28 protein-coding genes are annotated in these 25,995 nt (G+C 51.5%); 17 read left to right on the top strand and 11 right to left on the bottom strand.

Annotated features, from left to right (window positions below; translation table 11 throughout):
- Positions 1–113: 113 nt before the first annotated feature.
- Positions 114–1,040, top strand: coding sequence for a DNA replication terminus site-binding protein (gene tus / locus JK198_RS04140; protein WP_212706882.1), 927 nt, complete (start codon positions 114–116; stop codon positions 1,038–1,040).
- A 12-nt stretch (positions 1,041–1,052) separates the two neighbouring features.
- Here tus and fumC read toward each other — a convergent pair whose 3' ends face one another.
- Positions 1,053–2,456, bottom strand: coding sequence for a class II fumarate hydratase (fumC, locus tag JK198_RS04135; RefSeq protein ID WP_212706881.1), 1,404 nt, complete (start codon positions 2,454–2,456; stop codon positions 1,053–1,055).
- A 397-nt stretch (positions 2,457–2,853) separates the two neighbouring features.
- Here fumC and JK198_RS04130 point away from each other — a divergent pair, with 397 nt between their 5' ends.
- A complete protein-coding gene (locus tag JK198_RS04130; RefSeq protein WP_212706880.1) occupies positions 2,854–4,347 on the top strand; it encodes a YdgA family protein in 1,494 nt (497 codons plus the stop codon).
- On the opposite strand, the gene JK198_RS04125 is transcribed toward JK198_RS04130, so the two are convergent.
- Together JK198_RS04125 and JK198_RS04120 are read right to left on the bottom strand one after the other, a co-directional pair.
- Positions 4,324–4,512: a hypothetical protein gene (locus tag JK198_RS04125; protein ID WP_212706879.1), complete on the bottom strand. Its 189-nt coding sequence runs from the start codon at positions 4,510–4,512 to the stop codon at positions 4,324–4,326. The genes JK198_RS04130 and JK198_RS04125 overlap by 24 nt on opposite strands.
- Positions 4,513–4,552: 40 nt before the next feature.
- Complete coding sequence (locus JK198_RS04120) at positions 4,553–4,801, bottom strand: hypothetical protein (protein ID WP_212706878.1); 249 nt, start codon at positions 4,799–4,801, stop codon at positions 4,553–4,555.
- A 231-nt stretch (positions 4,802–5,032) separates the two neighbouring features.
- On the opposite strand from JK198_RS04120, the gene add reads away from it, so the two are divergent.
- The 9 genes from add (at position 5,033) to dtpA (ending at position 14,502) form a co-directional block, all read left to right on the top strand.
- Entirely contained in the window at positions 5,033–6,031 is a 999-nt protein-coding gene (gene add, locus JK198_RS04115; RefSeq protein WP_212706877.1) for an adenosine deaminase, read from the top strand.
- Positions 6,032–6,219: 188 nt separating this feature from the next.
- Positions 6,220–6,801: an electron transport complex subunit RsxA gene (gene rsxA / locus JK198_RS04110; protein ID WP_212706876.1), complete on the top strand. Its 582-nt coding sequence runs from the start codon at positions 6,220–6,222 to the stop codon at positions 6,799–6,801.
- A complete protein-coding gene (gene rsxB / locus JK198_RS04105) occupies positions 6,801–7,379 on the top strand; it encodes an electron transport complex subunit RsxB (RefSeq protein ID WP_212710088.1) in 579 nt (192 codons plus the stop codon). The genes rsxA and rsxB overlap by 1 nt, the downstream gene beginning before the upstream one ends.
- Entirely contained in the window at positions 7,372–9,423 is a 2,052-nt protein-coding gene (gene rsxC, locus JK198_RS04100) for an electron transport complex subunit RsxC (protein WP_212710087.1), read from the top strand. The genes rsxB and rsxC overlap by 8 nt, the downstream gene beginning before the upstream one ends.
- Positions 9,424–10,482: an electron transport complex subunit RsxD gene (rsxD, locus tag JK198_RS04095; RefSeq protein WP_212706873.1), complete on the top strand. Its 1,059-nt coding sequence runs from the start codon at positions 9,424–9,426 to the stop codon at positions 10,480–10,482.
- A gap of 3 nt (positions 10,483–10,485) precedes the next feature.
- Positions 10,486–11,115, top strand: coding sequence for an electron transport complex subunit RsxG (gene rsxG, locus JK198_RS04090; RefSeq protein ID WP_212710086.1), 630 nt, complete (start codon positions 10,486–10,488; stop codon positions 11,113–11,115).
- Positions 11,112–11,840 (top strand): electron transport complex subunit E, encoded by a 729-nt coding sequence (locus tag JK198_RS04085; protein WP_212706871.1) that lies wholly within the window; start codon positions 11,112–11,114, stop codon positions 11,838–11,840. The genes rsxG and JK198_RS04085 overlap by 4 nt, the downstream gene beginning before the upstream one ends.
- Positions 11,837–12,469, top strand: a complete 633-nt coding sequence (nth, locus tag JK198_RS04080) for an endonuclease III (RefSeq protein ID WP_212706870.1) — start codon at positions 11,837–11,839, stop codon at positions 12,467–12,469. Before JK198_RS04085 ends, nth begins: the two co-directional genes overlap by 4 nt.
- 566 nt (positions 12,470–13,035) lie before the next feature.
- Positions 13,036–14,502 (top strand): dipeptide/tripeptide permease DtpA, encoded by a 1,467-nt coding sequence (gene dtpA, locus JK198_RS04075; RefSeq protein ID WP_212706869.1) that lies wholly within the window; start codon positions 13,036–13,038, stop codon positions 14,500–14,502.
- A 7-nt stretch (positions 14,503–14,509) separates the two neighbouring features.
- Here the strand turns inward: dtpA and JK198_RS04070 are convergent, their stop codons facing one another.
- From JK198_RS04070 to anmK, 5 genes are all read right to left on the bottom strand, one after another.
- Positions 14,510–14,701: a hypothetical protein gene (locus JK198_RS04070; protein ID WP_212706868.1), complete on the bottom strand. Its 192-nt coding sequence runs from the start codon at positions 14,699–14,701 to the stop codon at positions 14,510–14,512.
- A 343-nt stretch (positions 14,702–15,044) separates the two neighbouring features.
- Positions 15,045–15,911 (bottom strand): pyridoxal kinase PdxY, encoded by an 867-nt coding sequence (gene pdxY, locus JK198_RS04065; RefSeq protein WP_212706972.1) that lies wholly within the window; start codon positions 15,909–15,911, stop codon positions 15,045–15,047.
- Between the two features lie 66 nt (positions 15,912–15,977).
- On the bottom strand, positions 15,978–17,252 hold the full coding sequence (tyrS, locus tag JK198_RS04060) for a tyrosine--tRNA ligase (protein ID WP_212706867.1): 1,275 nt from the start codon (positions 17,250–17,252) through the stop codon (positions 15,978–15,980).
- A 132-nt stretch (positions 17,253–17,384) separates the two neighbouring features.
- On the bottom strand, positions 17,385–18,044 hold the full coding sequence (gene pdxH, locus JK198_RS04055) for a pyridoxamine 5'-phosphate oxidase (RefSeq protein ID WP_212706866.1): 660 nt from the start codon (positions 18,042–18,044) through the stop codon (positions 17,385–17,387).
- Between the two features lie 68 nt (positions 18,045–18,112).
- Positions 18,113–19,234 carry an anhydro-N-acetylmuramic acid kinase gene (gene anmK / locus JK198_RS04050; RefSeq protein WP_212706865.1) on the bottom strand — a complete coding sequence of 374 codons (1,122 nt, stop codon included), beginning with the start codon at positions 19,232–19,234 and terminating at the stop codon, positions 18,113–18,115.
- A gap of 260 nt (positions 19,235–19,494) precedes the next feature.
- Between anmK and JK198_RS04045 the strand changes: the two genes are divergently transcribed.
- Positions 19,495–19,962, top strand: a complete 468-nt coding sequence (locus tag JK198_RS04045) for a glycine zipper 2TM domain-containing protein (protein WP_212706864.1) — start codon at positions 19,495–19,497, stop codon at positions 19,960–19,962.
- A 94-nt stretch (positions 19,963–20,056) separates the two neighbouring features.
- Here the strand turns inward: JK198_RS04045 and slyA are convergent, their stop codons facing one another.
- Entirely contained in the window at positions 20,057–20,497 is a 441-nt protein-coding gene (slyA, locus tag JK198_RS04040; RefSeq protein ID WP_212710085.1) for a transcriptional regulator SlyA, read from the bottom strand.
- A gap of 145 nt (positions 20,498–20,642) precedes the next feature.
- Here slyA and JK198_RS04035 point away from each other — a divergent pair, with 145 nt between their 5' ends.
- From JK198_RS04035 to JK198_RS04025, 3 genes are read left to right on the top strand one after another with little or no spacing between them, the layout of a single operon-like run.
- Positions 20,643–20,879: a DUF1656 domain-containing protein gene (locus JK198_RS04035; protein ID WP_212706862.1), complete on the top strand. Its 237-nt coding sequence runs from the start codon at positions 20,643–20,645 to the stop codon at positions 20,877–20,879.
- A 6-nt stretch (positions 20,880–20,885) separates the two neighbouring features.
- Positions 20,886–21,740 carry an HlyD family secretion protein gene (locus JK198_RS04030; RefSeq protein ID WP_212706861.1) on the top strand — a complete coding sequence of 285 codons (855 nt, stop codon included), beginning with the start codon at positions 20,886–20,888 and terminating at the stop codon, positions 21,738–21,740.
- A gap of 7 nt (positions 21,741–21,747) precedes the next feature.
- Positions 21,748–23,748 (top strand): FUSC family protein, encoded by a 2,001-nt coding sequence (locus tag JK198_RS04025; protein WP_212710163.1) that lies wholly within the window; start codon positions 21,748–21,750, stop codon positions 23,746–23,748.
- Positions 23,749–23,769: 21 nt separating this feature from the next.
- Here JK198_RS04025 and JK198_RS04020 read toward each other — a convergent pair whose 3' ends face one another.
- Together JK198_RS04020 and JK198_RS04015 are read right to left on the bottom strand one after the other, a co-directional pair.
- The gene (locus JK198_RS04020) at positions 23,770–24,009 is read right to left on the bottom strand and encodes a DUF1289 domain-containing protein (protein WP_212706859.1); all 240 of its coding nucleotides are present in this window, start codon (positions 24,007–24,009) and stop codon (positions 23,770–23,772) included.
- Between the two features lie 7 nt (positions 24,010–24,016).
- Positions 24,017–24,181, bottom strand: coding sequence for a hypothetical protein (locus tag JK198_RS04015; protein WP_212706858.1), 165 nt, complete (start codon positions 24,179–24,181; stop codon positions 24,017–24,019).
- A gap of 137 nt (positions 24,182–24,318) precedes the next feature.
- Here JK198_RS04015 and JK198_RS04010 point away from each other — a divergent pair, with 137 nt between their 5' ends.
- Positions 24,319–25,437, top strand: coding sequence for an alkene reductase (locus tag JK198_RS04010; protein WP_212706857.1), 1,119 nt, complete (start codon positions 24,319–24,321; stop codon positions 25,435–25,437).
- A gap of 80 nt (positions 25,438–25,517) precedes the next feature.
- Positions 25,518–25,925, top strand: a complete 408-nt coding sequence (gene gloA / locus JK198_RS04005; RefSeq protein WP_212706856.1) for a lactoylglutathione lyase — start codon at positions 25,518–25,520, stop codon at positions 25,923–25,925.
- Positions 25,926–25,995 lie beyond the last annotated feature (70 nt).

The following is a 25,995-nucleotide window of genomic DNA, read 5'->3' as shown; positions in this document are numbered from 1 at the left end:
TTCCCTTCGCCCTTTGCTGGTGAAAACCGGCCAGCGACGGTGCTGCCTCTGGCATTTATCGGAAATATGAAGTATGTTGTAACTAATATAGCCTTCATCACGGAATCAATACTATGCGTTACACTCTGGTGTCTGAAATGCGGGAATGCATTAATCTGATGGAACATCAGTTGCGGCAACTCGCGGATACTTTGCAGCAGTTACCGCTGCTGGCGGCAAGAGTATTTTCTCTGCCACCGGTGATGAAAGGTGATGAGCAGAATGCAACAGAAACTATCTCCGTACAGCAATTCACCGGGCAGACCGCCCGGGAGATGGCACTCGGACATTTACAACGTTTGTTTATGCAGCAACAGTCAGAAAACGTCAGTACCCGCGCGGCGGTCAGACTGCCCGGGGCACTCTGTTTTAAAACGGATCGGGCTGCCTTTGAGCAGTTACAACAGCAGACCGACGGGATTAACCAGCTGAAATTACTACTGGAGCAACTGATTACCCGTGATTCAGGTCTGTCTTCAGAAGCACGTTTCCCGTTTGTCCACCAGCACTTTCCGGGGCTGATTACCCTTAACGCCTACCGTTCCGTCACCCTGCTGCCGGCCCCGGCCTCTGTACATTTCGGCTGGGCCAATAAACATATTATCAGGAATGTCAGTCGCGATGAGATTTGCCAGCAGCTGGAAAAAAGCCTCAGTGCTGGCAGGGCTAAAGCGCCCTGGACCCGCGAGCAGTGGGCAGAGAAAGTGGCTGCTGAACTGGAATTGGTTGCCGCTCTGCCCGCGGATGCCCGGCTGAAAATAAAGCGTCCGGTAAAAGTACAGCCTGTGGCCCGTCTCTGGGATCGGCAGAAGAAGCAACAGCGTCAGCTGCCCTGCCCGACCCCCCTGATTTTTTGCTGCCCTGACCACAATGTGCCGGTAATCGGTGAATTAACAAACTATGACCAGCAGGCGATTAATCACCGCTATAAACCCGCGGCACAACCGATGACGTTATTAATTCCGCGGTTATGGTTGTGGCAGGCCAGCGATAATCCCTGAAAGAGAGTTTTATCAGGATGACTGTTTCATACTGCTGACCATATCTTCAGGACGAACCCAGCGGTCAAACTGTTCTTCAGACAAATACCCCAGCTGTAATGCCGCGGCTTTCAATGTCAGCCCCTGTTTGTGGGCTGTTTTAGCAATTTCGGCAGCCTTGTCGTAGCCGATATGCGTGTTCAGCGCCGTGACCAGCATCAGCGAGTCATTCAGTAACTGGCTGATACGAGCACGGTCAGGCTCAATGCCTGCCGCACAATGCCGGTTAAAACTGTCCATCCCGTCAGCCAGCAGCCGGACGGATTGCAGGACGTTATTGATAATCATCGGCCGGTATACATTCAGCTCAAAATTCCCGGAAGCCCCGCCGATATTAACCGCAACATCATTTCCCATGACCTGACAACACAGCATGGTCAGGGCTTCACACTGAGTCGGATTGACTTTGCCCGGCATAATGGAGCTGCCCGGCTCATTTTCCGGAATCGATAATTCGCCAATACCGCAACGGGGTCCGGAAGCCAGCCAGCGAACATCATTAGCTATCTTCATCAGTGACGCCGCCAGCCCTTTCAGGGAACCGTGTAAGTGGACTAATGCATCACAACTGGCGAGAGATTCGAATTTATTGGGTGCAGTAACAAAGGGCAGCCCCGTATATTCCGCCAGCACGGCAGCCACCCGTACCGCATATTCAGGATGAGTATTGAGTCCGGTGCCGACGGCCGTCCCGCCCAGCGCCAGCTCAGCAATATGGGGGAGGCTATATTCCAGATGGCGCCGGTTATGCTGTAGCATGGCCACCCAGCCGGAGATTTCCTGGCCGAGGGTTAAGGGAGTGGCATCCTGCAGGTGGGTGCGGCCGATTTTGACAATATCCTGAAACTGCTCTGATTTTTCCGCCAGTACACGGGTCAGGCCTGCCAGTTGCGGCAGCAGTTGCTGGCGTACAGCTATCAGAGCAGCAACGTGCATAGCGGTCGGAAAAACATCATTAGAGCTCTGACTTTTGTTGACATCATCATTCGGATGAATCAGCCGCTGCATACCCCGTTCCCCGCCGAGAATTTCACTGGCGCGGTTAGCCAGCACTTCATTCATATTCATATTGGTCTGGGTACCGGAACCGGTCTGCCAGACTGCCAGCGGGAACTCCTGCAGGTGCCTGCCTTCCAGCACTTCATCAGCCGCACGGATAATGGCATGGCTGCGATCTTCCGGCAGTAGCTGTAGCTGCCGGTTTACCACTGCCGCTGCGCGTTTGGTCATAGCGAGTGCATTGATCAGTCCTGTCGGCATTTTCTCGACAGAGATACGGAAATGCTCCAGCGAACGCTGAGTCTGTGCTCCCCAGAGTCTGTCTGCCGGTACGTCAACCGGCCCCATGGAATCTTTCTCAGTACGATGAACTGTCATTATTTTCTCCTGATGACTGACATGATTTACCGGCGGACAGGCGACCAGTTTCTTTTCCTGCCGGAAGAAAAAATATACAACATTTTAACATTTTCCGCTGCCTGTGATGATCCGGTGGTTATTTTGGTATTTTCTGCTGCGGGATGCGATAAATCTGGTTTTTTACACAATTGCGGCTTATCTGTACAACTGATGCCCCCTGATACCTATCTTGTGATCGGATTATTGTGGAAACAGTGCTATCTTCTGAAGGGATTAACCATTTTCCCGCACATATGCCGGCATCAGGCTATCGGGATACAGCAAAGTCGCAGATACGGACCGGGCTACGGCACATGGTCTGTGGCTTTCACTGCCGTTAGCGGCCGGATATAAGAGATAAAAGGACAACTCACTGATGAAGAAAACGAATGTTGCCCTGGGTGTAGTAATTGCACTGGGTGTGGTCTGGACCGGCGCGTCATGGTTCACAGGTAAGAAAACTGAATCTGATATTGACCAGCTTATCACCCGGGCGAATCAGCAAATTGCCACAAATTTTCCTGACAGCCATCTGCAGCTGACCAAACAGAATTATCAGCGCGGTGTGTTCAGTTCACATCTGCAACTGGTATTACAAAGCTCCGCCGGGGCGACTGACAGCAGTTTCCTGCCACCGGGCAAGCAAATTATACTGAATGAAACTATCGATCACGGCCCTTTCCCCCTGTCGCAACTGAAACGTTTTAATCTGATCCCGGCTGCAGCTTCCGTGCATTCAGAACTGGTCAGTAATGATCAACTGAAAGGATTATTCAGCTTGTCTGGCGGCCAGTCTCCGGTTACCGCCGATACACGTCTGAGTTACACAATGGCCACCGATACCCGGATCAATGTGCTGCCACTACAGTATGCAGATGACAGCGGCAAAGCGACCAGCCAGGCATCTGTATTTGATATCGCGGCAGACAGCCAGCAGAATCACATCAGTTTCAGTGCTGAAATTGGCGACTTGCTGCTCAGCTTTAAAAATGACAGTAAATTACCGGTAAACATCGCGCTCAGCGGCCTGAACCTTTCCGGCACCAGCTATCTGAGCGATGAAGGGCTGCGGCTGGGATCTCAGAAACTCAGCTTATCGTCACTTGAGACTAAAGTGGATTCACAACCGGCTCTGGCGATTAAAGGGGCTGATCTCAATAGTCACTTTAACGATAAACAGGGGAAAACCGGCGGTAAAATCAACTACACCATCGATGACCTGTCCCTGCGACAACAGTCTCTGGGGAGTGCCGCCCTGTCCATCACCCTGAGTAATTTTGACACCCGGTCAGTAAAACAGTTTTATGATAATTATAACCAGGTGGTTCAGGAGAATCTGTCGGCGATTGCTGCCGGCAGTCAGCAGGATCCTCAGGAGATGCAGCAATCGGTGAATGCTGCTGTTTTGCAAAACTTGCCGTTACTGCTGAAAGGTGCGCCGGTAGTGTCGATAGATTCCCTGTCGTTGAAGAATAACCGGGGTGAAAGCCATTTCAGCCTGCAGGCAGACTTTAATGATCCGGCCGCCAACACAGTGGCTCCCCAGTCACTGTCTCAGCTGACCGACCGTTATATGAAAAACCTCAATGCTTCCCTGTCAATTAACATGCCAATGGCACAGCAGTTAGTGACAGTGCTCGGTGAAACTCAGGGGTATACGGCGGCGGCGGCGCAACAATCGGCGGAGCAGCAAATTAAAGGTCTGGCGGCGATGGGGGAAATGTTCCGTCTGACGAAAGTCAAAGATCAGGACATTGTGACCGAATTGCATTACGGCCAGGGTGACGTGACCATTAATGGTGACAACATCCCCCTTGAGCAGTTTATTCAGCAATACGTTCCGTTGTTACAGGGCGATGGTCAGCAGTAACCCCCGATGCATTAACGGCACTGTTTTTACAGTGCCGTTAATGATCACCGTACAGGCAAAAAAAACGAACCCGGCGGGTTCGCTGACAGGCAATACAGCCTCAGAAGGATTGCCTTGCGGGCAGAAGACCTTGATATCTGTTGCCGGCAGTTCAGCTTCCGGCATCAGCAGTTCAGGGGCATGCTATCAACGTACTTTATCACAGTCAGAGCACATCCATCAGTCTGTCGACAACCACCTGTCCGTGCTGGTCACGCTGAGTAATACGATAGCTGGCTGAGTAAGAGCGGCGGCAATTCAGTTTATCAAACAGATCAACAGTCCCTTTTTGCTGACCATCTTTACCGACGATAATCCACTGATTGACTTCTTCCTGACCACGATTTTTAAGTTTAACCATCTGAGCATGTTTCAGCTGGTCGCCTTCTTCAATTTGCAGATAATCTGTTAACATTTTCCTGACTCCCGATTGACTTCAGACATCATATTGCGGAACATTTGTCCATTCAATCGAATATACTAATCGAAATATCCCTGTAATAAAAAGGGGCTTATTAATTAAAACTGCATACTTATCATTACAGTAACCATTTCCCCCCCGCGGGCAGAGCGTAAATTACTGGTGTTTTACCCCCGGATATTTTTATACTATTACGCACTTTTTACATTTTTTTGCGAGTGCGCCATGATCGATACAACTTTTCCCCTGACTGACCTCCACCGGCACCTCGACGGCAATATCCGTGCGCAGACCATTCTTGACCTCGGCCGGGAGTTTAATCTTGCGTTACCGGCAAATGATTTATCCTCACTGCTGCCCCACGTACAGGTGATGTCCACACAACCTGATTTGGTCAGTTTCCTGCAGAAACTCGACTGGGGAGTCAAAGTATTAGGATCTCTGGATGCCTGCCGCCGCGTGGCTTTTGAGAATGTCGCCGATCTTGCTGCCGCAAAGATACAGTATGCAGAATTACGGTTTTCACCAGGCTATATGGCAATGACCCACCAGTTGCCTGTCGCCGGGGTTACCGAAGCAGTGATTGAAGGGGTACGTCAGGGATGCCAGCAGTTTGATGTAAAAGTCAATCTGATAGGTATTATGAGCCGTACCTTTGGCGAAGCGGCCTGTCGCGAAGAGCTTGCAGGCTTACTGGCCCACCGGGACCATATTACCGCTGTTGACCTGGCCGGAGATGAACTGGGCTTCCCTGGCAGTCAGTTCCTGAGCCACTTTAACAAAGCGCGCGATGCCGGATTCCGGGTGACGGTACATGCCGGTGAAGCTGCTGGCCCGGAAAGTATCTGGCAGGCTATCCGTGAATTAGGGGCAGAGCGTATCGGCCATGGTGTTAAAGCGATACAAGACCCGGCACTGATGGATTATCTGGCTGAGTATGGCATCGGTATTGAATCCTGTCTGACCTCGAATATCCAGACCAGTACTGTAGCGTCACTGCAGGAGCATCCCCTGAAAAGCTTCCTGCAACACGGTGTGATGGCCTGCCTGAATACGGATGATCCTGCGGTCCAGGGTATCGAACTGCCTCATGAGTATCAGGTGGCCGCACCGGCCGCCGGGCTGAGCCCGGAAGAGATCCGCCAGGCACAGGAAAATGGGCTGTATATGGCGTTCCTCAGTCAGGCAGAAAAACAGGCCTTACGTGACAAAGTGGCCGGCTGAGTATGTAAACAGGGTTCCGGTCTGTGCCGAAGGCGCAGACCGGCTGCCCTGATACACATATAAACAGCGGGGTTAATCACTGCTAATTTAATTCTGAGTGCGAAAGCCGCTAACAAAAAAACCGACATGGTTGTTATACACCTCCTAATCCCTGATAATACTTACCTTTCAACCCCCATGGCACGACAATGACTGACTATCTATTACTCTTTGTTGGCACAGTATTAGTAAATAACTTTGTGCTGGTGAAGTTTCTTGGCCTCTGCCCTTTTATGGGTGTTTCCAAAAAGCTGGAAACCGCTATCGGGATGGGTCTGGCGACAACATTTGTTATCACACTGGCATCGATTTGCGCATGGCTGGTGAACCATCTGATCCTGGTCCCGCTGGATTTGGTCTACCTGCGTACCATGGCATATATCCTGGTAATTGCGGTGACTGTGCAATTTACCGAAATGGTAGTGCGCAAAACCAGTCCGTCTTTATACCGGTTACTGGGTATTTTCCTGCCGCTGATTACCACCAACTGTGCAGTGCTGGGTGTGCCGTTACTCAGTGTTAACCTGAAACATACGTTTCTGCAGGCTGCATTGTATGGATTCAGTGCCTCACTCGGCTTTTCGCTGGTAATGGTGCTGTTTGCCGGAATTCGTGAACGTCTGGTACTGGCTAATGTACCGGCGCCCTTTAAAGGTTCTTCCATCGCTCTGGTCACTGCCGGACTGATGGCGCTGGCATTTATGGGCTTTAGCGGGCTGGTGAAATTCTGATGACCGCGATTTGGATTGCTATTGTTGCACTGAGTATTCTCGCATTAATGTTTGGTGCCCTGCTGGGCTATGCTTCACGCCGTTTCAGGGTCGAAGAAGATCCTATCGTTGAACAGATTGATGAGCTGTTGCCCCAGAGTCAGTGTGGACAGTGTGGTTATCCCGGCTGCCGTCCTTATGCTGATGCGGTCGGCAACCAGGGAGAGATGATCAATAAATGTGCACCCGGCGGTGAGCAGACCATACTGAAACTGGCGGCACTGCTGAATGTTGATCCGCAGCCAATTGACGGTGATGAATCGGCAAAATCTCCGGAAGCCAAAGTGGCATGGATTGATGAAGCCAACTGTATTGGCTGTACTAAATGTATTCAGGCCTGTCCGGTGGATGCGATTGTCGGCTCGACCCGCGCCATGCATACCGTACTGACGGATTTATGTACCGGCTGTGATTTATGCGTTGCCCCCTGCCCGACCGATTGCATCGAAATGCGCCCGGTAGCCACCACCACTGCTAACTGGAAATGGGATTTAAATTCCATTCCTGTCCGTGTTATTCCGGTAGAACATCATGCTTAATCTGTTTTCTCGTTTTCGTACCGATAAAATCTGGGACTTTAAAGGGGGGATCCATCCGCCGGAGATGAAGACCCAGTCTAACGGCACGCCGCTGGCGGGCTTACCCTTACCTGAACAGTTTATTATCCCGTTAAAGCAGCATCTCGGCCAGGAAGGTGAACTGCTGGTACAACCGGGTGATCACGTCTTGCGCGGACAAGCGCTGACCTTTGGCCATGGCCGGATGTTACCGGTACATGCCCCCAGTTCAGGGACCGTGACAGCTATTGCGCCCCATATTACGGCACACCCTTCCGGCCTGTCTGAACCCTGTATTTTTATTCAGCCGGATGGTGAAGACCGCTGGATTGAACGGCGTACCGTGACCGATTATCAGCAATATGACCGTCGTGAAATTATCCGTATTATCCATGATGCCGGGGTGGCCGGGCTGGGTGGCGCCGGATTCCCGACAGCAACTAAGCTTAATGGCGGATTACAGGGCGTTAACACTCTGATTATTAACGCTGCTGAATGTGAACCCTATATTACCGCCGATGACCGTCTGATGCAGGACTATGCACAGGAAGTACTGACCGGCTGCAGGATCCTGCGCTGGCTGTTACAGGCAGATCAGGTGCTTATCGGGATAGAAGATAACAAACCTGAGGCCATCCGTAGCCTGAAAAAAGCATTAGCCGGCGATAACGACCTGATTATTCGTGTTATCCCGACCAAATACCCGTCCGGCGGTGCGAAACAGCTGACCAGGATACTCACCGGCCGGGAAGTTCCTCATGGCGGGCGTTCTGCCGATATTGGCGTGCTGATGCAAAACGTCGGCACCGCGTTTGCCGTAAAACGGGCAGTGATTGATGGTGAGCCACTGACTGAGCGGGTCGTCACCCTGACCGGTGAAGCGCTGGCGCAACCTCGTAATGTCTGGGGACGAATCGGCACCCCGGTCAGCCACCTGCTGCAACAGGCCGGTTTTACTGCCAGCCCGCAGCCGATGGTGATTATGGGTGGCCCGCTGATGGGATTTACACTGCCCTCTCTGCATGTCCCGATGGTGAAAATCACCAACTGTTTACTGGCACCATCCATCGCAGAAATGGGTAACAATGACAGTGAACAATCCTGTATCCGTTGCAGTGCCTGTGCTGATGCCTGCCCTGCCGGGCTGTTGCCACAACAGCTGTACTGGTATTGCCAGGGCGGAGATCACGAAAAAGCCCGGGCCTATAACCTGAATGATTGTATCGAATGCGGTGCCTGTGCCTATGTCTGCCCGAGTAATATTCCGCTGGTGCAGTATTATCGTCAGGAAAAAGCAGAGTTGTTACAGATTGATCTCGAAGCCCGCAGGACAGCGGAAGCTAAAGCTCGTTTCGAGGCCCGTCAGCAGCGCCTTGAACGGGAAAAACAGGCTCGTGAAGCAAAACATGCTGAAGCGAAACGCAGAGTCTCAGCCAGCGAACAAAGCGAAATTTCTGCGGCTATCGCGCGGGTAAAAGCCCGCTCCGCAGCGGCCGGCGAAGAAGTCCGTGTTCAGGCCGGGACGGTACCTGATAATGCGGCAGCCATAGCACAACGTGAAACACGTAAAGCTGAGGCCAGAGCCAGGAAGCAAGCACAAGCGGCACCCGCCGCTGCGGCAGCGCCAGAAGCCGCTGCAGATAACGCCGTGGCGGAAGACCCGCGTAAAGCCGCAGTCGCGGCCGCCATTGCCCGCGCTAAAGCCAGAAAAGAAGCACAAACGGCACCCGCCGCTGCGGCAGCGCCAGAAGCCGCTGCAGATAATGCTGTGGCAGAAGACCCGCGTAAAGCCGCAGTCGCCGCCGCCATTGCCCGTGCTAAAGCCAGAAAAGAGGCACAAACGGCACCCGCCGCTGCGGCAGCGCCAGAAACCGCTGCAGATAACGCCGTGGCGGAAGACCCGCGTAAAGCCGCAGTCGCCGCCGCCATTGCCCGCGCTAAAGCAAAAAAATCCGCACAGGCTACCGCTATGGAACAACAGACCTCCGCGACGCCTGTGTTGCAGAATAGGACATCAGAGGAATAAATGGCTTTTCGTATTGCAAGTTCACCTTATACTCATAACCGGCACAGTACTCACCGGATTATGACCATTGTCCTGCTGGCCGCCCTGCCGGGGCTGGCTGCCCAGTGGTATTTTTTCGGTTACGGTAACCTGATCCAGGTGATCCTCGCGGCACTGACTGCCTGGGCCTGTGAAGGTCTGGTACTGCGCCTGCGCCAGCAACCCGTGTTACCGGTGCTGTCCGATAATTCGGCCTTACTGACAGCACTTCTGCTGGGAGTCAGTCTTCCGCCACTGGCTCCCTGGTGGCTGATAGTCCTCGGAACCGCCTTCGCGATTATTATTGCGAAACAATTATATGGCGGGCTGGGACAGAATCCGTTTAACCCGGCGATGGTCGGTTATGTGGTGCTGCTGATCTCTTTCCCGGTGCAGATGACCAGCTGGCTGCCCCCAGAGGCATTACAGTCAGTGAAACCCGGTCTGATGGACAGCCTGAATATGATCTTTACCGGTCATACGGGTGGCGGTTTATCGATGCAGGCTCTGCAATCAGGTATTGACGGAGTCAGTCAGGCTACCCCTCTGGACGGGTTTAAAACGGGTCTGCGCGCCGGACATTCCGCCAGCCAGCTACTGGCTGAGCCCATTTTTCAGGGGGTTCTCGGTGGTCAGGGCTGGCAGTGGGTGAATGTCGGATTTCTGGCCGGTGGCCTGTTTATGCTGTTTAAAGGCACTATCCGCTGGCATATTCCGGTCAGTTTTTTACTGGCGCTGACTTTCTGTGCCACCGTTGGGTGGTGGTTATCTCCTGGCAGCCTGGCCTCGCCGATGATGCAGCTGTTCTCCGGCGGAACCATGCTCGGGGCATTTTTTATTGCCACTGACCCTGTATCTGCATCAACAACCGATAAGGGACGTCTGGTATACGGTGCCCTGACTGGCCTGCTGACCTGGCTTATCCGCAGTTTTGGCGGATACCCGGACGGTGTGGCTTTTGCCGTACTGCTGGCAAATATTTGCGTCCCTCTCATTGATTACTACACTCAGCCGCGGGTGTATGGCCATCGTAAGGAATAACCGATGCTCGATACTATCCGAAAAAACGGCGTCACCCTGGCAGTATTTGCTGCTATTACTACCGGTATGACGGCGGTGATTAATATGGTGACCAAACCAACGGTAGAACATCAGATGGCACTGGAACAAAAAGCATTACTCGACCAGGTCGTTCCGCCATCTCTGTATAATAATAAACTGCAGCAGGAATGCTATGTGGTGCGTGATAAGTCATTAGGCAATATGGACCCGCACCATTTATATCTGGCACGCAAGGATGGTGTTCCGGTGGCCGTGGCACTGGAAACCACTGCTCCCGACGGTTATTCAGGGGCTATCCAGATGCTGGTCGGTGCCGACTTCCACGGCAAGGTTCTCGGCGTGCGTGTCGTCGAACAGCATGAAACCCCGGGGCTGGGGGACAAAATTGAATTACGCATTTCTGACTGGATAACGCATTTTTCGGGGGTGGTATTACAGGGCCCTGATGATCGCCATTTTGCGGTTAAGAAAGACGGCGGGGATTTTGACCAGTTTACCGGGGCAACGATTACTCCCCGCGCGGTAGTTAATGCTGCCAAACGTACCACCCTGTATATTGAAACACTGCCATCGCAGCTATCATCGCTGCCAGAATGTGGAGATACTCAATGAGTGAAGCTAAAAACTTACTGATCGGCGGTCTGTGGAAAAATAACTCCGCGCTGGTTCAGTTACTGGGCCTGTGCCCGTTACTGGCGGTGACGTCTACCGCCACTAACGCCCTCGGGCTGGGGCTTGCCACCACCCTGGTGCTGACCATAACTAACAGCGCCATTTCATTATCGCGGCGCTGGATGCCGTCAGAAATTCGTATTCCGATTTATGTAATGATTATTGCCTCGGTCGTCAGTTGCGTACAGATGCTGATCAGCGCTTATGCACACAGTCTGTACCAGTCACTGGGGATTTTTATTCCGTTGATCGTGACCAACTGTATTGTGGTTGGTCGTGCCGAAGCCGTGGCCTCTAAATCCAGTGTTGCACTTTCAGCGCTCGATGGTTTTTCTATCGGAATGGGAGCCACCTGTGCCATGGTCACCCTCGGGTCTCTGCGTGAGATTATTGGCAACGGTACTATCTTTAACGGTGCTGACCAGTTACTCGGCCCCTGGGCGAAAGTTCTGCGTGTTCAGGTATTCCATTTCGATTCGCCGATGTTACTGGCTATGCTGCCGCCGGGCGCATTTATCGGTCTTGGTATGTTACTGGCCGTCAAATACCTGATCGATCAGCGCACCCGTCAGTATGCTGAACGCAAAGCCGAAGCCGCAAAACTGGCTGAAAGCCCTTCGCCGGCGGTCGCGGCCACCCGGTTACAGACCGGAAAAGCGTCGTGAATAAAGAGAAACGTTATCAGATCCTTAGCCGGCTGCGGGCCAATAACCCGCATCCGACCACTGAACTTAATTTCAGCTCACCGTTCGAATTGTTAATCGCTGTGTTGCTTTCGGCTCAGGCAACGGATGTCAGTGTCAATAAAGCAACTGTCGGGCTGTTCGCCAAAGCCCCTGACCCGGAGAGTATGCTGGCACTGGGAGAAGACGGCGTCCGTGATGCGATAAAAACCATCGGACTGTTTAACAGTAAAGCGGCAAATGTGATTAAAACCTGTCAGATACTGGTGAATCAGCATCAGAGCCAGGTGCCGGAAAGCCGTGAAGCCTTAGAAGCATTACCCGGGGTGGGCAGAAAAACAGCGAATGTAGTACTGAATACGGCATTTGGCTGGCCGACCATCGCGGTGGATACCCATATTTTCCGTGTGTCGAACCGTACCGGCTTTGCCCCCGGTAAAAATGTCGATCAGGTCGAACAAAAATTACTCAAAGTCGTCCCTGCTGAATTTAAAGTGGACTGTCATCACTGGCTGATCCTGCTCGGGCGGTATACCTGCATTGCCCGTAAACCTCGCTGTGGTTCCTGTCTGATAGAAGATTTATGCGAATTTCGCGACAAAACTGACTAAAAATTTCAAAAAAAAATTTTTTTTGTTAATCCACAGACAGATATCCGCCCGCGGACCTGTCTGACATTAACAATATAAATCAATAAGTTACTGTAGTGCCTTTTTTTTTACTGTAAACCAACTCTGCCATTTCTGTTATTTTCACCCATTCCGTTTACTATTACACTTCGCTTTTTACATCAGAATAAAACCCCACAAAACAAAATATCGATAGCATAAAAACACAATAAATAAAAACAAAACAGGATTACACACTTTAAATTTGCATAATAAAAACATTAAAAGCCAAAACCACTGCCATTGCATTACCTGCACTAATTTATTATTCTTTCTATCGGATTGTTACGTATTTTCGATATTTAATTATCCTGCGCACTTTGTTAACAACTTTAAAATCTATGCAATGCAGTCTGTCAGTCATTCAACTGGTGATTATGCCGTATCGTTTTTATCGTCTGAATCAGATGTCCGCACTACCTATAAAAAACAACGATCATGCAAAATTATACGCATGGCACGCACTTAATTCCTGACGTAAAACAGGGTCATCATACACCGAGGTAATAGTGTCTACTGCAAACAAACATAATAAAGAGGCTGTCAGTATGAATGCCTTTCGGCAACCGAAAGCGTTCTATCTGATTTTCACCATCGAGCTCTGGGAGCGTTTTGGTTACTACGGTTTACAGGCAATAATGGCTGTTTACCTGGTCAAACAGTTGGGGATGTCAGAAGCTGACTCTATCACCCTGTTCTCTTCTTTCAGTGCGATGGTTTATGGCCTGACGGCGATCGGCGGCTGGTTAGGTGACAAAGTTCTGGGAACCAAGCGGGTTATCGTCCTCGGGGTGATTGTACTGGCGCTGGGTTATTCACTGATCGCCTTCTCCGGCCATCATGTTGATGTGGTCTATCTGGGAATGGCAACCATTGCTGTCGGCAGCGGACTGTTTAAGGCGAACCCGTCGTCTTTACTGTCTACCTGTTATGAGAAAGATGACCCGCGTATTGATGGTGCATTCACCATGTTTTATATGTCCATCAATATCGGCTCCCTGTTCTCAATGATGCTGACCCCATGGCTGGCAAATCAATACGGCTGGAGCGTGGCATTCTCATTGTCCGTCGTCGGACTGGTATTTACGCTGATTAACTTCCTGAGCCTGAAATCGCTGGTTAAAAAGCACGGCTCTGCGGCCGACTTTGCCCCGCTGCATACAGGTAAACTGCTGGCGACGCTGGCTGGTGTGGTGGTACTGATCGCCGTTGCCAGCGGGTTACTGCATCACCAGTCTGTGGCGCGGATTGCTTTACTGGTAATCGCTATCGGTATTGTACTGGTATTCGCGAAAGAAACCTTTGCCCTGCAGGGTGCTGCGCGCCGCAAAATGATGGTGGCATTTATTCTGATGGTCGAAGCTATCGTCTTCTTCGTGCTGTATATGCAGATGCCGACATCACTGAACTTCTTTGCCATCCGCAATGTTGAACACCAGATCTTTGGGATTACTTTCCAGCCGGAGCAGTTCCAGGCACTGAATCCGTTCTGGATTATGGTATGCAGCCCGTTACTGGCGATGCTGTACAACAAACTGGGTGATCGCCTGCCGATGCCGTTTAAGTTCTCTATCGGTATGCTGTTATGTTCGGGGGCGTTTCTGGTACTGCCGCTGGGGGCAGAGTATGCCAGTGAACAGGGTATTGTTTCGGTAAACTGGCTGATCCTCAGTTACGCATTACAGAGTATTGGTGAACTGATGATTTCCGGACTGGGTCTGGCGATGGTTGCACAACTGGTTCCGCAGCGACTGATGGGCTTTATTATGGGGTCCTGGTTCCTGACGACTGCCTGCGCTGCCGTTATTGCCGGTAAAGTCGCCGGACTGATGGCGGTACCTGGCGATGTGACCAATCCTGTAGAATCACTGGTGGTATATAGCCACGTCTTCAAACAAATCGGGATCACTACACTGATCATTGCTGCGGTAATGCTGGTTTCCGCGCCATTGCTTCACAAAATGACCCGCGACTGATGCTGCGCTAAATTCCGAATCCCCGCCAGCCTGCTGACGGGGATTTTTTTTGTCCGCCGCAGGATTTCCCTTTGCTCAGCTGCGGATATATTCCTGTACTCTGTTTGTCAGCCACGCCATACACAGTCTCCGCGGTACGGGTCACACTGCCCGTTGACGCCACACAGACAACCACCTGAACTGCCTGAGTTTTATCCATCCCTTCCCGGGGTTGTCGAAAACGAAACAGTGAACTGTAATCAGGACCATTTATTATCAAATTATTGGCAAACAGGATGGTGACTGGATTCCCTTTTTCTTCACGGCGTAAATATGAGCCAGAACATTACACTCATTAGCGGCGAACGCCGGGGGGCGGGTAAAAATGCAGCCTTAAAACTCGCTGCCAGAGGATATCGGGGATGCGGTCAGTGCCATACTCAGTGACGAAACCGGCGGATTGAGGCTTCCGGCGGCCAGGCGCTGTAACAGCGGCGAAATTACCGGATTTGATCATTACAGGCAGGGCCATCGACCCGCGACGGCCCTGCCGTTAAGAGCATTTAACTTAATCGTTCCGCCACAAACTGATGAACGGGAATCGCTATCTGGTCCTGGGCTGCCACCAGTTGCAGCTCGTATTCTCCCATCTGATGGGTTTTAATCATTACTTCATATACTGCAGCAGTGACATGTTCAAGGGCATCCTGCATTGATTTACCGTGCAGCAGATCCACCAGCAGTAAACCACTGGTCAGGTCTCCCACGCCGACCGGCTGGCGTACCCCGAAATCGACCAGCGGACGCTGGATATGCCAGGCTTCATCTGCGGTCACTAACAGCATTTCGAACTGGTCGCTGCGTTTTCCGGCCCGTGACAGATGTTTCACCAGCACAATACGGGGTCCCTGTGCAATTAACTGGCGACAGGCGTCAATACATTCATCAATATTATGCAATTGCCGGTCACTGAGCATTTCCAGCTCCAGCAGATTTGGCGCAATAATATCACTGGCCGGCAGAGAGTATTTACAATGAAATTCGGCCACTCCGGGGGCGACAATACAGCCTTTTTCCGGATGCCCCATCACCGGGTCACAGAAGTACCATGCCTGCGGATTCACCGTTTTCACTTCACGCACGATTTCCAGGATCTTCTCACCCTGTTCTGCTGAGCCAAGATAACCACTCAGTACCGCATCACAGGTTTTCAGGCGATCGATTTCTGCAATACCTTTGACAATGTCTGTCAGATGCGATGCCGGCATAACCGTACCCGTCCAGTGACCATACTGGGTATGGTTCGAAAACTGAACCGTATTTAATGGCCAGACATTGGCCCCCATTCTGCGCATCGGAAATTCTGCGGCGGCATTACCTGCATGCCCGTAAACAACATGTGATTGTATTGCAAGAATATTTTTCATTATTGTATGACGTCTTTCGCTTAATTTAACCGTAAAAAAGGCCGGAGACCGGCCTTTATCGTTTACTGTTTATTGCCAGTTTATCAGGCAGTAATGCTTTTTACCGCGACGTAATACGGTGTAACGACCAAATAACTTGTCGTCTGCGCTGAAACGGTATTCAGCATCCGATTGTTTTTGTCCGTTAACGGAAACAGCGTTGGACGAAATTAACGTGCGAGCCTGACCACGGGAAGGTACCAGTTCTGCAACGACCAGGGCTTGTTGCAGATCATCTCCTTCTGAAAGAGTGACCGCCGGCATACCGTCCTGAGCCAGCTGGGCAAGATCAGCTTCCGTCAGTGAATTCAGGGATCCGGAGAATAAGCTTTCCGTAATACGGCGGGCAGCTGCCAGGCCTTCTTCCCCATGCACCAGCCGGGTCACTTGTTCAGCCAGGACGTACTGGGCGCGCGGTGCTTTACCGCTCTGCTGATCTTCTTGCTGCAGGGCATTAATTTCTTCAATGCTCATAAAGGTGAAGAATTTCAGGAAGCGATACACATCGGCATCGGCGGTATTGATCCAAAACTGATAGAACTTATACGGACTGGTTTTACTGGCATCCAGCCACACAGCACCACCTTCGGTTTTACCGAATTTGGTTCCGTCAGATTTGGTAATTAACGGCACAGTCAGACCAAACACCTGGTTCTGATGTAAACGGCGGGTCAGATCGATACCGGAAGTGATATTCCCCCACTGATCAGAACCACCGATCTGCAGGCTGACACCGTGCAGTTTGTTCAGACAGGCAAAATCATATCCCTGCAATAAGTTATATGAGAATTCCGTAAACGAAATGCCCTGGTCATCACGGTTCAGACGCTGTTTTACCGCTTCTTTGTTAATCATCTGATTCACAGAGAAGTGTTTACCAATATCACGCAGGAACGTCAGAACATTCATCCCGCCGAACCAGTCATAGTTGTTGGCCGCAATCGCGCTGTTGTCACCACACTCAAAGTTCAGGAACGGGGAGACCTGTTGGCGGATTTTTTCCACCCATTCGCCGACGGTTTCTGAGGTATTCAGTTTACGCTCACTGGCTTTAAAACTCGGGTCACCGATAAGTCCTGTGGCACCACCGACCAGCGCGACCGGTTTATGGCCAGCATCCTGAAAACGTTTCAGGCAAAGTAACGGTACCAGATGGCCCAGATGTAAGCTATCTGCGGTAGGATCAAAGCCGCAATACAGTGCAATAGGCCCTTGTGCCAGTCGCTCTGATAACGCCTCTTCATCCGTTACCTGGGCGATCAGGCCCCTTTCCTGCAATTGTTGTATCAGGTTACTGCTGGTCATTAACGACTCCAAATTGAACAGACTGCACCTTTGCTGGTACACAGCTTTCCGCCAACGGCGGAAAAAATAAGGTGCATAGAATAAAACGCACGGACAAACTGTTCCAGTAGTGAAATAGCTTATTTCGCAAAATCAGGGTGCCAGACGATCAATTTTCCAGCAGTCGTTCTGATATTGGTAAATAAAACGATCATGCAGCCGCCGCGCACCGCCCTGCCAGAATTCCATGGTATGAAATCTGACCCGGTACCCTCCCCAGAAATCCGGTAACGGTACTTCACCGCGCATAAATTTCTGACTGATTTCGAGGAATTTACCTTCGAGGATCCCCCGGGCCGAAATCCGGCTCGATTGTCTGGAAACCCAGGCACCAATCTGACTGTCGCGGGGACGGCTGCTGAAATATTTCAGCACCTCACCGGCAGTGAGTTTTTCTGCCTCACCGAGCACCATCACCTGACGATCCAGCATATGCCACGGGAAATGCAGGGATATTTTCGGGTTATTAGCCAATTGCTGCGCTTTACGGCTGCCAAGGTTAGTATAGAAAATCATACTGTTATCATCGTATTGTTTCAGTAATACAATCCGCTGATAGGGTTGCCCCTGCTCATCGACTGTCGCCACGCACATTGCCGTCGGGTCCGGCAGCCGGGCTTCACAGGCCTGGCTGAGCCACTGACCGAATAACGCCATCGGATGTTCAGGCAGATCCTTACGTCTTAATCCCCCGCGGGTATATTCACGACGCAGGTCGGCTATATTTTGTAACGGTTCACTCTCATTAGTCATTTTAGCTAACTCATTAAAAAACAACACCAGCACTATTTACATCGCCCTCGTTAACAGGGGCGGGCCTGTTACTCGTCTGCCAGCAGACTGGCAGGGAAAATGGCACCGAGCAGAGTAAAATCTCTGGCGCCGGTCACCGCTGGCAGGTTACCGGGCAGTCCAGATAAGGTACGAAATGCCAGCCAGGCAAAAGCCAGCGCTTCCATATCATCGCTGCTGATCCCCGCATCATCTGTTTTCCCCACGGCAGTCCCCGGCAGCAGGGCCGAAATACGCGCCATTAATGCCCGGTTATGGTTTCCTCCGCCACAGACCAGCAGACGATCACAGTGTCCGTTTAAGCGGATTTGCTGCACGATACTCATGGCGGTTAATTCCAGTAAGGTGGCCTGAACATCACTGGCGGCAAGTCCCGGCAAGCGCTGTAACTGCTTTTCGACCCACGACAGATTAAAGTATTCCCGGCCAGTACTTTTCGGTGTCGGTAACGAGAACCAGGGATCGTCCAGCATCTGTTTCAGCAATACAGGGATAACTTTACCACTACTGGCCCAGCGACCATCCCGGTCAAAACGTTGTTGCCGGTTACGCCATATCCATGCATCCATCAGAATATTTCCCGGCCCGGTATCAAAACCACAGATAGTCTGCCCCGGAAACAGCAGTGAGAGATTGGCAATTCCGCCAATATTCAGTACCACCCGCCGTTCGCCGGGATGCATGAGTACTGCACGGTGAAACGCCGGAACCAGAGGCGCTCCCTGCCCCCCCAGCGCCATATCTCGCCGGCGAAAATCCCCGACCACCGTAACGCCAGTCCGGGCGGCTATCTGATTATTGTCTCCCAGTTGCAGGCTGAAAGGCGCATCACCTTCCGGTTCATGCCAGACGGTTTGCCCGTGACAGCCAATGCCGACAATATCCGACGGGTTCAGGGACTCACGGCGCATCAGAGTTTCTATGGCTTCACTGAACAACTGCCCGAGGCGTGAATCAAGCCGGCCTATTTGTGACAACGTCACGGGCTGCCCCTGGCAGACATCCAGTATCTGCTGCCGAATGTCGAGCGGCATAGGATGACAATAACTGGCTTGCTGGGCAACGATATGTTCGTCTATGGCCGCCAGCACAACATCCACTCCGTCCAGGCTGGTGCCTGACATTACTCCGATATATCGTCCCGACTTCATGTTAACCTCAGTTTACGGCGCTGCTGGCTGTCAGCCGCCCGCTGATTATTAGTGACTTATATTGTGAACAGGATAACAATTGATCATCAATTAATTGAATACATTTTGCCGATGATTGAATTATCGTTTATGCACACAGTTCCAGAATGTCATGCTGATAATTGCAAAAATCGCTTCAAAATGCACAATTTGCTTTATAATTGGATGATAGCGTGGTCAAAGGTGCGCAAATTGCGCCGATTTTTGAAAGGAGTTTCTGAATGATTAAACGTTTAACTGCTGTTGCTGCGGTTGCCCTGGCACTGACCGGATGTGTCAATGACAATAATTTGTCCGGTGATGTCTATAGCGCCAGCGAAGCCAAACAGGTGCAGAGTGTTTCCTACGGGACGCTGATTTCCGTACGCCCGGTAAAAATCCAGGCAGGCGGTGACAGTAATGCTATTGGCGCAATCGGTGGTGCAGTGCTGGGTGGCTTCCTCGGTAATACTATCGGTGGTGGTGCCGGACGCAGCCTGGCGACAGCCGGTGGTGCAGTACTGGGCGGCCTGGCCGGTCAGGGCGTACAGGGCAGCCTGAATACTTCACAGGGCGTTGAGCTGGAAATCCGTAAAGATGACGGCAACACCATTATGGTTGTTCAGAAACAAGGCAATACCCGTTACTCTGCGGGTATGCGTGTGGCTATCGCCACTGATGGCAGCCAGGTAACGGTTTCCCCCCGCTAAGACTCCTCAATATTAAAGAACCCGTCTGACGACGGGTTCTTTGTCTGTAAAAAATTAGCTGTTTATTGTCCGGTTATTCCGTCAGATAAAATTGTCACTGACTCTCTTTTCCTTGCAGTTCGACAATGTTTTTTTCCAGCCTGCCGATAAGCTTCCCCAGTGTGGAAATTTCTGAAGCGGATAATCCGTCAAGAATATCTTCACGACTGCGATCAATCACACCTTCCAGCTGCTCAATGACCGGTGCTGCGGCCTCTGTCAGGGTGATTCTTTTAGCCCGGCGATCATCGGCACAAGGGAGCCTGCTGATAAGCCCCTTGCTTTCCAGCTGATCGAGTGTTCTGACCAGTGAAGGCTGTTCGATACCAATCGCTTTAGCCAACTGTATTTGTGACTGTTCCGGAGGTAACTGGTGAATATTATGCAATGTCACCCACAGGGTCTGGGTCAGGCCCAGGGGTTTCAGTCTGTTATCAATGACTGCGCGCCACATACGCACCAGTCTGGCAAGATCAGTGCCTAATGAAGACTCCATACAATCCCCTTATAATTAGCTTGCTAAGCATTATTTTCGATCTTACACTATTTTGCGGTTTTCAGGGAGTAATTACAAATGCCTGATGCAGAAATCATTTTCTGCTTTTCTTCTGCTGTATTTTTGCTGACAAGGATTGCCAGATATGAACTGGAGTAGCCATCCGCCTTTTTCTTCCCTGACCGAACTGGTGCTGGGGGATTCTTTATTTTTTCCGCCGATATTTAAGCCTGTTTTACTCGGCTTTTTCTTCTGGCTGATGATCCATCCGCTGATCAGAGCACGGATGTACTCCGGTGTTTTCTGGCACCCGACGCTGATGGACCTGTCCCTGTTTATCCTGTGTGTTGCCGGCGCATTTGGCTTGCTCAGCCTGAGATAATGACTTATGAAAGTAAATCTTCTGAAGTATTTTACGACCCTGATAGTGTTTGCTATTGCCCTGATTGCCGGCTGGTGGATGTGGAACTACTATATGCAATCCCCCTGGACCCGTGACGGGAAGATACGTGCCGAACTGGTAAATATTACGCCTGAAGTATCGGGCCGGATTATTTCGGTTAATGTTACTGACAACCAGTTTGTCCGCCGGGGTGACTTACTGGTAACCCTGGATGAGGTACCGCTAAAAATAGCGGTGGATAATGCGCAGGCATTACTGGCCAGGTCACAGGCCGATTTACTGAAAGCGCGCCATGAACAGCAACGCCGTGCCCGTCTGCCGAAAAATATTATTTCAGCAGAAGATATGGATATCGCACGCCAGACGGCAGATGCCATGCAGGCCAGCGAAAAAGCTGCACAAGCCAGCCTGGATAAAGCCCTGTGGGACCTGCAACGGACCAAAATTTATGCTCCGGTCGATGGATGGATTACTAACCTGACTCTCCGCGCAGGTAACTATGCCAGTGAAGGTTCACCATTATTTGCTCTGCTGGACAGCCACTCCTATTACGTAATGGGATACTTTGAAGAGACCAAACTGCGCCATATCCGTGACGGTGACCCGGCCAGAATAGTACTTTACAGTAATGGCGACACACTGACCGGTACCGTGTTAAGTATCGGCCGCGCTATCTACGACCAGAATATTGAGGCCGACGGGCTGGTTCCGGAAATAAAACCTACCGTGCCCTGGGTAAGGCTTGCTCAGCGCGTACCGGTACGCATCCGGCTGGACAAAGTCCCGGACAATATTCAGCTGGTTGCAGGAACTACCTGCACTATTGTTATTCGCCGGTGACCCGCAGATGAACCTTAACTGGCTGGAATGGCAGCAATTACCCTGGGTTAAAGCTAATAGCCTGCAGTGGCGCTACGCTTTGCGCAATAGCCTGGCAATGTGTCTGGCCCTGACCTTTGCCTATAGTTTACAACTGGATGAACCTTACTGGGCGATGACATCCGCTGCGGTAGTCAGTTTTCCGACCGTGGGCGGCGCTATCAGTAAGAGCCTCGGGCGGATCTGCGGCAGTCTGTTAGGCGCTACTGCCGCGCTGATTATTGCCGGACATGCCCTGAATGACCCCTGGTTGTTTATTTTTACGATTGCCGGCTGGCTGGCCTTCTGTACCTGGATCTCCAGCCATTATCAGAATAATGTTGCTTACGCCTTCTGCCTGTCAGGTTATACGGCGGCAATCATTGCGTTTACCACCGTCAATGTGACTGATGTTAATCAGGTCTGGGAAATGGCGCAGGCACGGCTTTGCGAAGTGATTACCGGTATACTTTGTGCGGGGCTGATGATGATGATCCTGCCAGGCACATCGGATGGGGATAAACTGATGCAGTCGTTACGTACTATGCATCAGCAACTGTATACACATGCCGTCAGCCTGTTAACCAATGACAGCCCTGCTACTGCCGGTGCGGCGCATGAGATGGTTATTTCACAGATCCTGACCATTAATCTGCTACGGATTCAGGCATTCTGGAGTCATTACCGTTTTCGCCGGCAAAATAATGTACTGAATTATATTCTTCACCAGCAGCTGCGGCTGACCGGCATACTGTCGGGATTACGTCGTATGCTGCTGAACTGGCCGGACGCGCCCGCCGGGCTCAGGCAGGGCCTGACACAGGTGATGCAGGAGCTCGGACGCCCGGGTTGTGATAAATACCGGCTGGCGGTGCTGATTTATCAGATATCTCAGCAAGGTGATGCTGACTATCGCCAGCAGGCGTTTTGCGAACGTTTACGTTATTTTTGCTGGCTGTATCTGAATGTCAGCCGCTGGATCCGTTTAATCACAGCCGCAGATGCAGATACTCGCTTTCAGCCACCGCAGGTACCGTCTCTGGCCAGAGAAAATGACAGTACTGAAGCCGGATGGAGTGCCGTCAGAACCTTCGCAGCTATTGTGCTGGGGGGCACCTTCTGGATCAACAGCCACTGGGAAAGCGGCGCAGCCGCACTGACTCTGACCTCTATCGCCTGTGTTCTCTATTCGTCATCACCTGTCGCGGCAGGAACGATTCTGGGGTTACTTAAAACCTTACTTATACTGTCTTTTTTCAGTCTGTTATTAAAATTCGGTCTGATGATCCAAATCAGTGCCCTGTGGCAGTTGATGTTGTTTTTATTCCCGCTGCTGATTACCTGCCATCTTCTGAAGCTGCAACATCCCGCCAGTGCCAGCTTCTGGGGACAGTCAATCGTTTATCTTGGCTCATTTATCTCGGTGACTAATCCGCCCCAGTGGGATTACGGCGAATTTCTTAATGATAATGTGGCCAAAATCTGCGGCGTATTACTGGCATGGCTGGCATTTCAGATCCTGCGTCCCAGCTCTGACGACCGTAAGTCACGACGAAATATCCGCGCCCTGCGCCATGTATTTCTTGACCAGCTGCACCTCCATCCGGGACTCAGTGAAAGCGTGTTTGAATCCCGCGTGTATCACCTGGTAAGCCGTTTAAAAAACAGTAATAACCAGCAGGCACATATCTGGCTGTTACGCTGGGGGGTGGTATTGCTTAACTGTTCACATATTGTCTGGCAATTACGCCGCTGGCAGTCAGCCTCGGCCAGCCTGATCGTCATCCGTGATCAGTGTTTCCGTTCATTGCATCATATTATTAGTTTACAGGGCGTCCGTCACCGTTCACTACTGGCCACACTCAGCGAACTGGAAGATATGATCCGTGGGCTACCCGTTAACAGTGACAGAGAAGCACGGGAGCTGGCAGGGATTTTATGGCGCCTGCACTGTTCGCTGGCCCAGTTACAGCAGGCCGTTCCTGATTAGTCCCCTGCCCCGGCGGACGGTTCAGAATAATGACGGCTGCTGCGGCTCTTCACTTTCGGCCGTTTTTTTCCGGCGCTGCATACGCAGGCGCCGTTGCAGACAGATGCGCAGTACCTCACGTTTCTGAGGATCGGTGAATGTCATCCAGTTAAAACGTTCTTCCCGGCTGCGCTGGCAGCCCTGACAATAGCCCCGGCTGTCGCTACGACAAATCCCGCGACACGGATTCGGGACAGGGAAAAATTCCAGTTGCTCAGCCATTATCCCCTCAGCACATAGAGTATGCCTGCCAGCTAATCTCTGCCCGGCGGGTTATTTTTGCTACAGTTCCGTTAAACTCTAGCGCCGGATCATGCCACTGGCAATCGTAAAAACTGGCCGGCATTGCCGGAAATTGTCCGTTTGTGCGTTCAGGCCACTTGTCCATTGTCATCAGGCAGCCTGCTCTTTACTCTGCCTGCCCGGGCCCGGAAACAGACCGGTGATACCCGTTACTGCTGATCATCTCTGATGCCGGCTCCGGACAGGCCGTTAATGCTGTAACCACACTTCATCCGCGGGGAGAATAAAATGACTGACAGTCCGCTTTTTACACCGTTAACCGTTGGCGCAATTACCGTACCCAACCGTATTTTTATGGCACCCCTGACCCGGCTGCGCAGTATTGAACCCGGCGATATTCCCACACCGCTGATGGCTGTTTATTATACACAGCGCGCTTCCGCCGGGCTGATCATTTCTGAAGCCACCCAGGTATCCTTTCAGGCAAAAGGTTATGCCGGCGCTCCCGGATTACATAGCGCCCCGCAAATTGCTGCCTGGTCTGACATTACCCGTCAGGTACATGCTGCTGAGGGACATATCGCAGTACAATTATGGCATACAGGACGTATTTCTCATTCGTCGCTACAGCCCGGCGGACGACCACCGCTGGCGCCTTCTGCACTGCCGGGCAATACCCGCACTTCCCTGAAAGATGCTGACGGTAATGTCTATCGGGAAAAAACATCACTGCCACGGGAAATGAGCCACAGTGATATTCAGCAAGTGATTGCAGATTTCCGTCAGGCCGCGGCCAATGCTGAGCAGGCCGGATTTGACCTGGCAGAGATCCATGCCGCCCATGGCTACCTGTTACATCAGTTCCTGTCGGCACAGTCCAATCAGCGGACCGACGAATATGGTGGCAGCCTGCAAAACCGTGCACGTCTGGTACTGGACATTGTCGATGCGATGGGAGAAGCCTGGGCAAAAGATCGGATTGCCATTCGCCTGTCCCCTGTCGGTGAGTTCCAGGCATTAGCCAACGGACCGGATGAAGAAGCCGAAGCCCTGTGGCTGATCAATGAACTGGCAAAACGGAAAGTCGCCTATCTGCATTTATCTGAGCCTGACTGGGCTGGCGGGGCACCTTACAGTGACGATTTTCGTCACAAAGTCCGTGCTGCATTCCCGGGGGTAATTATTGGCGCCGGTGCCTATACTAAACAAAAGGCAGAGGCGCTGATTAACCGCGGCCTTATTGATGCGGTTGCTTTTGGCCGGGACTATATTGCAAACCCTGATTTGCCAGAACGCCTGCAACAAAATGCACCACTGAATCCGCAGCATCCGGAGTCATTTTACGGCGGTTCTGCTCAGGGATACACCGATTACCCGTTTATGACCGATAAGCGGGCTTCACTGTAACGATTTCCCTGTTACACTAAAGACCGGTAAACTTTCCGGTCATTAATGTCTGATGACTGCACAGAAAAAAAGAGGATGATATGCGTCTGCTTCATACCATGCTGCGTGTCGGTGACTTACAACGCTCTGTAGATTTTTATACCCGGGTGCTGGGTATGCGTTTGTTACGTCAAAGTGAAAACACCGAGTACAAATATACGCTGGCTTTCCTCGGTTATACGGAAGAAAGTGAAGGTGCAGTTATTGAACTGACCTATAACTGGGGTGTTGACAGTTATGAACCTGGCAACGCTTATGGCCACATTGCTATCGAGGTCGAGGACGCGGCTGAAGCCTGTGAAAAAATCCGCCAGGGCGGAGGTAAAGTATCGCGTGAAGCCGGTCCGGTGAAAGGTGGTAATACGGTTATCGCTTTTGTCGAAGACCCGGACGGTTATAAAATCGAACTTATCGAGAAAAAATATGCAGGTCAGGGCCTGAGTCACTGATCATCAGTGTCTGCCTGCTACAGGCAGGCACTTTCTGCGGCCTCTGATAGCCGTCACTGTGCCACTGCTG

Source organism: Tatumella sp. JGM91 (genome assembly GCF_018257575.1).
Classification (GTDB): Bacteria; Pseudomonadota; Gammaproteobacteria; order Enterobacterales; family Enterobacteriaceae; genus Tatumella; species Tatumella punctata.
The sequence above is the reverse complement of the archived record's forward strand: the minus strand, read 5'-3'. Positions and strand labels throughout refer to the sequence as shown.

What these genes read in the sequence shown, in the direction of transcription:
- tus (WP_212706882.1), top strand. Translation starts at nt 114, where the DNA reads ATGCGTTACACTCTGGTGTCTGAAATGCGGGAATGCATTAATCTGATG.
- fumC (WP_212706881.1), bottom strand. Translation starts at nt 2,456, where the DNA reads ATGACAGTTCATCGTACTGAGAAAGATTCCATGGGGCCGGTTGACGTA.
- JK198_RS04130 (WP_212706880.1), top strand. Translation starts at nt 2,854, where the DNA reads ATGAAGAAAACGAATGTTGCCCTGGGTGTAGTAATTGCACTGGGTGTG.
- JK198_RS04125 (WP_212706879.1), bottom strand. Translation starts at nt 4,512, where the DNA reads ATGCCGGAAGCTGAACTGCCGGCAACAGATATCAAGGTCTTCTGCCCG.
- JK198_RS04120 (WP_212706878.1), bottom strand. Translation starts at nt 4,801, where the DNA reads ATGTTAACAGATTATCTGCAAATTGAAGAAGGCGACCAGCTGAAACAT.
- add (WP_212706877.1), top strand. Translation starts at nt 5,033, where the DNA reads ATGATCGATACAACTTTTCCCCTGACTGACCTCCACCGGCACCTCGAC.
- rsxA (WP_212706876.1), top strand. Translation starts at nt 6,220, where the DNA reads ATGACTGACTATCTATTACTCTTTGTTGGCACAGTATTAGTAAATAAC.
- rsxB (WP_212710088.1), top strand. Translation starts at nt 6,801, where the DNA reads ATGACCGCGATTTGGATTGCTATTGTTGCACTGAGTATTCTCGCATTA.
- rsxC (WP_212710087.1), top strand. Translation starts at nt 7,372, where the DNA reads ATGCTTAATCTGTTTTCTCGTTTTCGTACCGATAAAATCTGGGACTTT.
- rsxD (WP_212706873.1), top strand. Translation starts at nt 9,424, where the DNA reads ATGGCTTTTCGTATTGCAAGTTCACCTTATACTCATAACCGGCACAGT.
- rsxG (WP_212710086.1), top strand. Translation starts at nt 10,486, where the DNA reads ATGCTCGATACTATCCGAAAAAACGGCGTCACCCTGGCAGTATTTGCT.
- JK198_RS04085 (WP_212706871.1), top strand. Translation starts at nt 11,112, where the DNA reads ATGAGTGAAGCTAAAAACTTACTGATCGGCGGTCTGTGGAAAAATAAC.
- JK198_RS04070 (WP_212706868.1), bottom strand. Translation starts at nt 14,701, where the DNA reads ATGGATAAAACTCAGGCAGTTCAGGTGGTTGTCTGTGTGGCGTCAACG.
- tyrS (WP_212706867.1), bottom strand. Translation starts at nt 17,252, where the DNA reads ATGACCAGCAGTAACCTGATACAACAATTGCAGGAAAGGGGCCTGATC.
- pdxH (WP_212706866.1), bottom strand. Translation starts at nt 18,044, where the DNA reads ATGACTAATGAGAGTGAACCGTTACAAAATATAGCCGACCTGCGTCGT.
- anmK (WP_212706865.1), bottom strand. Translation starts at nt 19,234, where the DNA reads ATGAAGTCGGGACGATATATCGGAGTAATGTCAGGCACCAGCCTGGAC.
- JK198_RS04045 (WP_212706864.1), top strand. Translation starts at nt 19,495, where the DNA reads ATGATTAAACGTTTAACTGCTGTTGCTGCGGTTGCCCTGGCACTGACC.
- slyA (WP_212710085.1), bottom strand. Translation starts at nt 20,497, where the DNA reads ATGGAGTCTTCATTAGGCACTGATCTTGCCAGACTGGTGCGTATGTGG.
- JK198_RS04035 (WP_212706862.1), top strand. Translation starts at nt 20,643, where the DNA reads ATGAACTGGAGTAGCCATCCGCCTTTTTCTTCCCTGACCGAACTGGTG.
- JK198_RS04030 (WP_212706861.1), top strand. Translation starts at nt 20,886, where the DNA reads ATGAAAGTAAATCTTCTGAAGTATTTTACGACCCTGATAGTGTTTGCT.
- JK198_RS04025 (WP_212710163.1), top strand. Translation starts at nt 21,748, where the DNA reads ATGAACCTTAACTGGCTGGAATGGCAGCAATTACCCTGGGTTAAAGCT.
- JK198_RS04020 (WP_212706859.1), bottom strand. Translation starts at nt 24,009, where the DNA reads ATGGCTGAGCAACTGGAATTTTTCCCTGTCCCGAATCCGTGTCGCGGG.
- JK198_RS04015 (WP_212706858.1), bottom strand. Translation starts at nt 24,181, where the DNA reads ATGACAATGGACAAGTGGCCTGAACGCACAAACGGACAATTTCCGGCA.
- JK198_RS04010 (WP_212706857.1), top strand. Translation starts at nt 24,319, where the DNA reads ATGACTGACAGTCCGCTTTTTACACCGTTAACCGTTGGCGCAATTACC.
- gloA (WP_212706856.1), top strand. Translation starts at nt 25,518, where the DNA reads ATGCGTCTGCTTCATACCATGCTGCGTGTCGGTGACTTACAACGCTCT.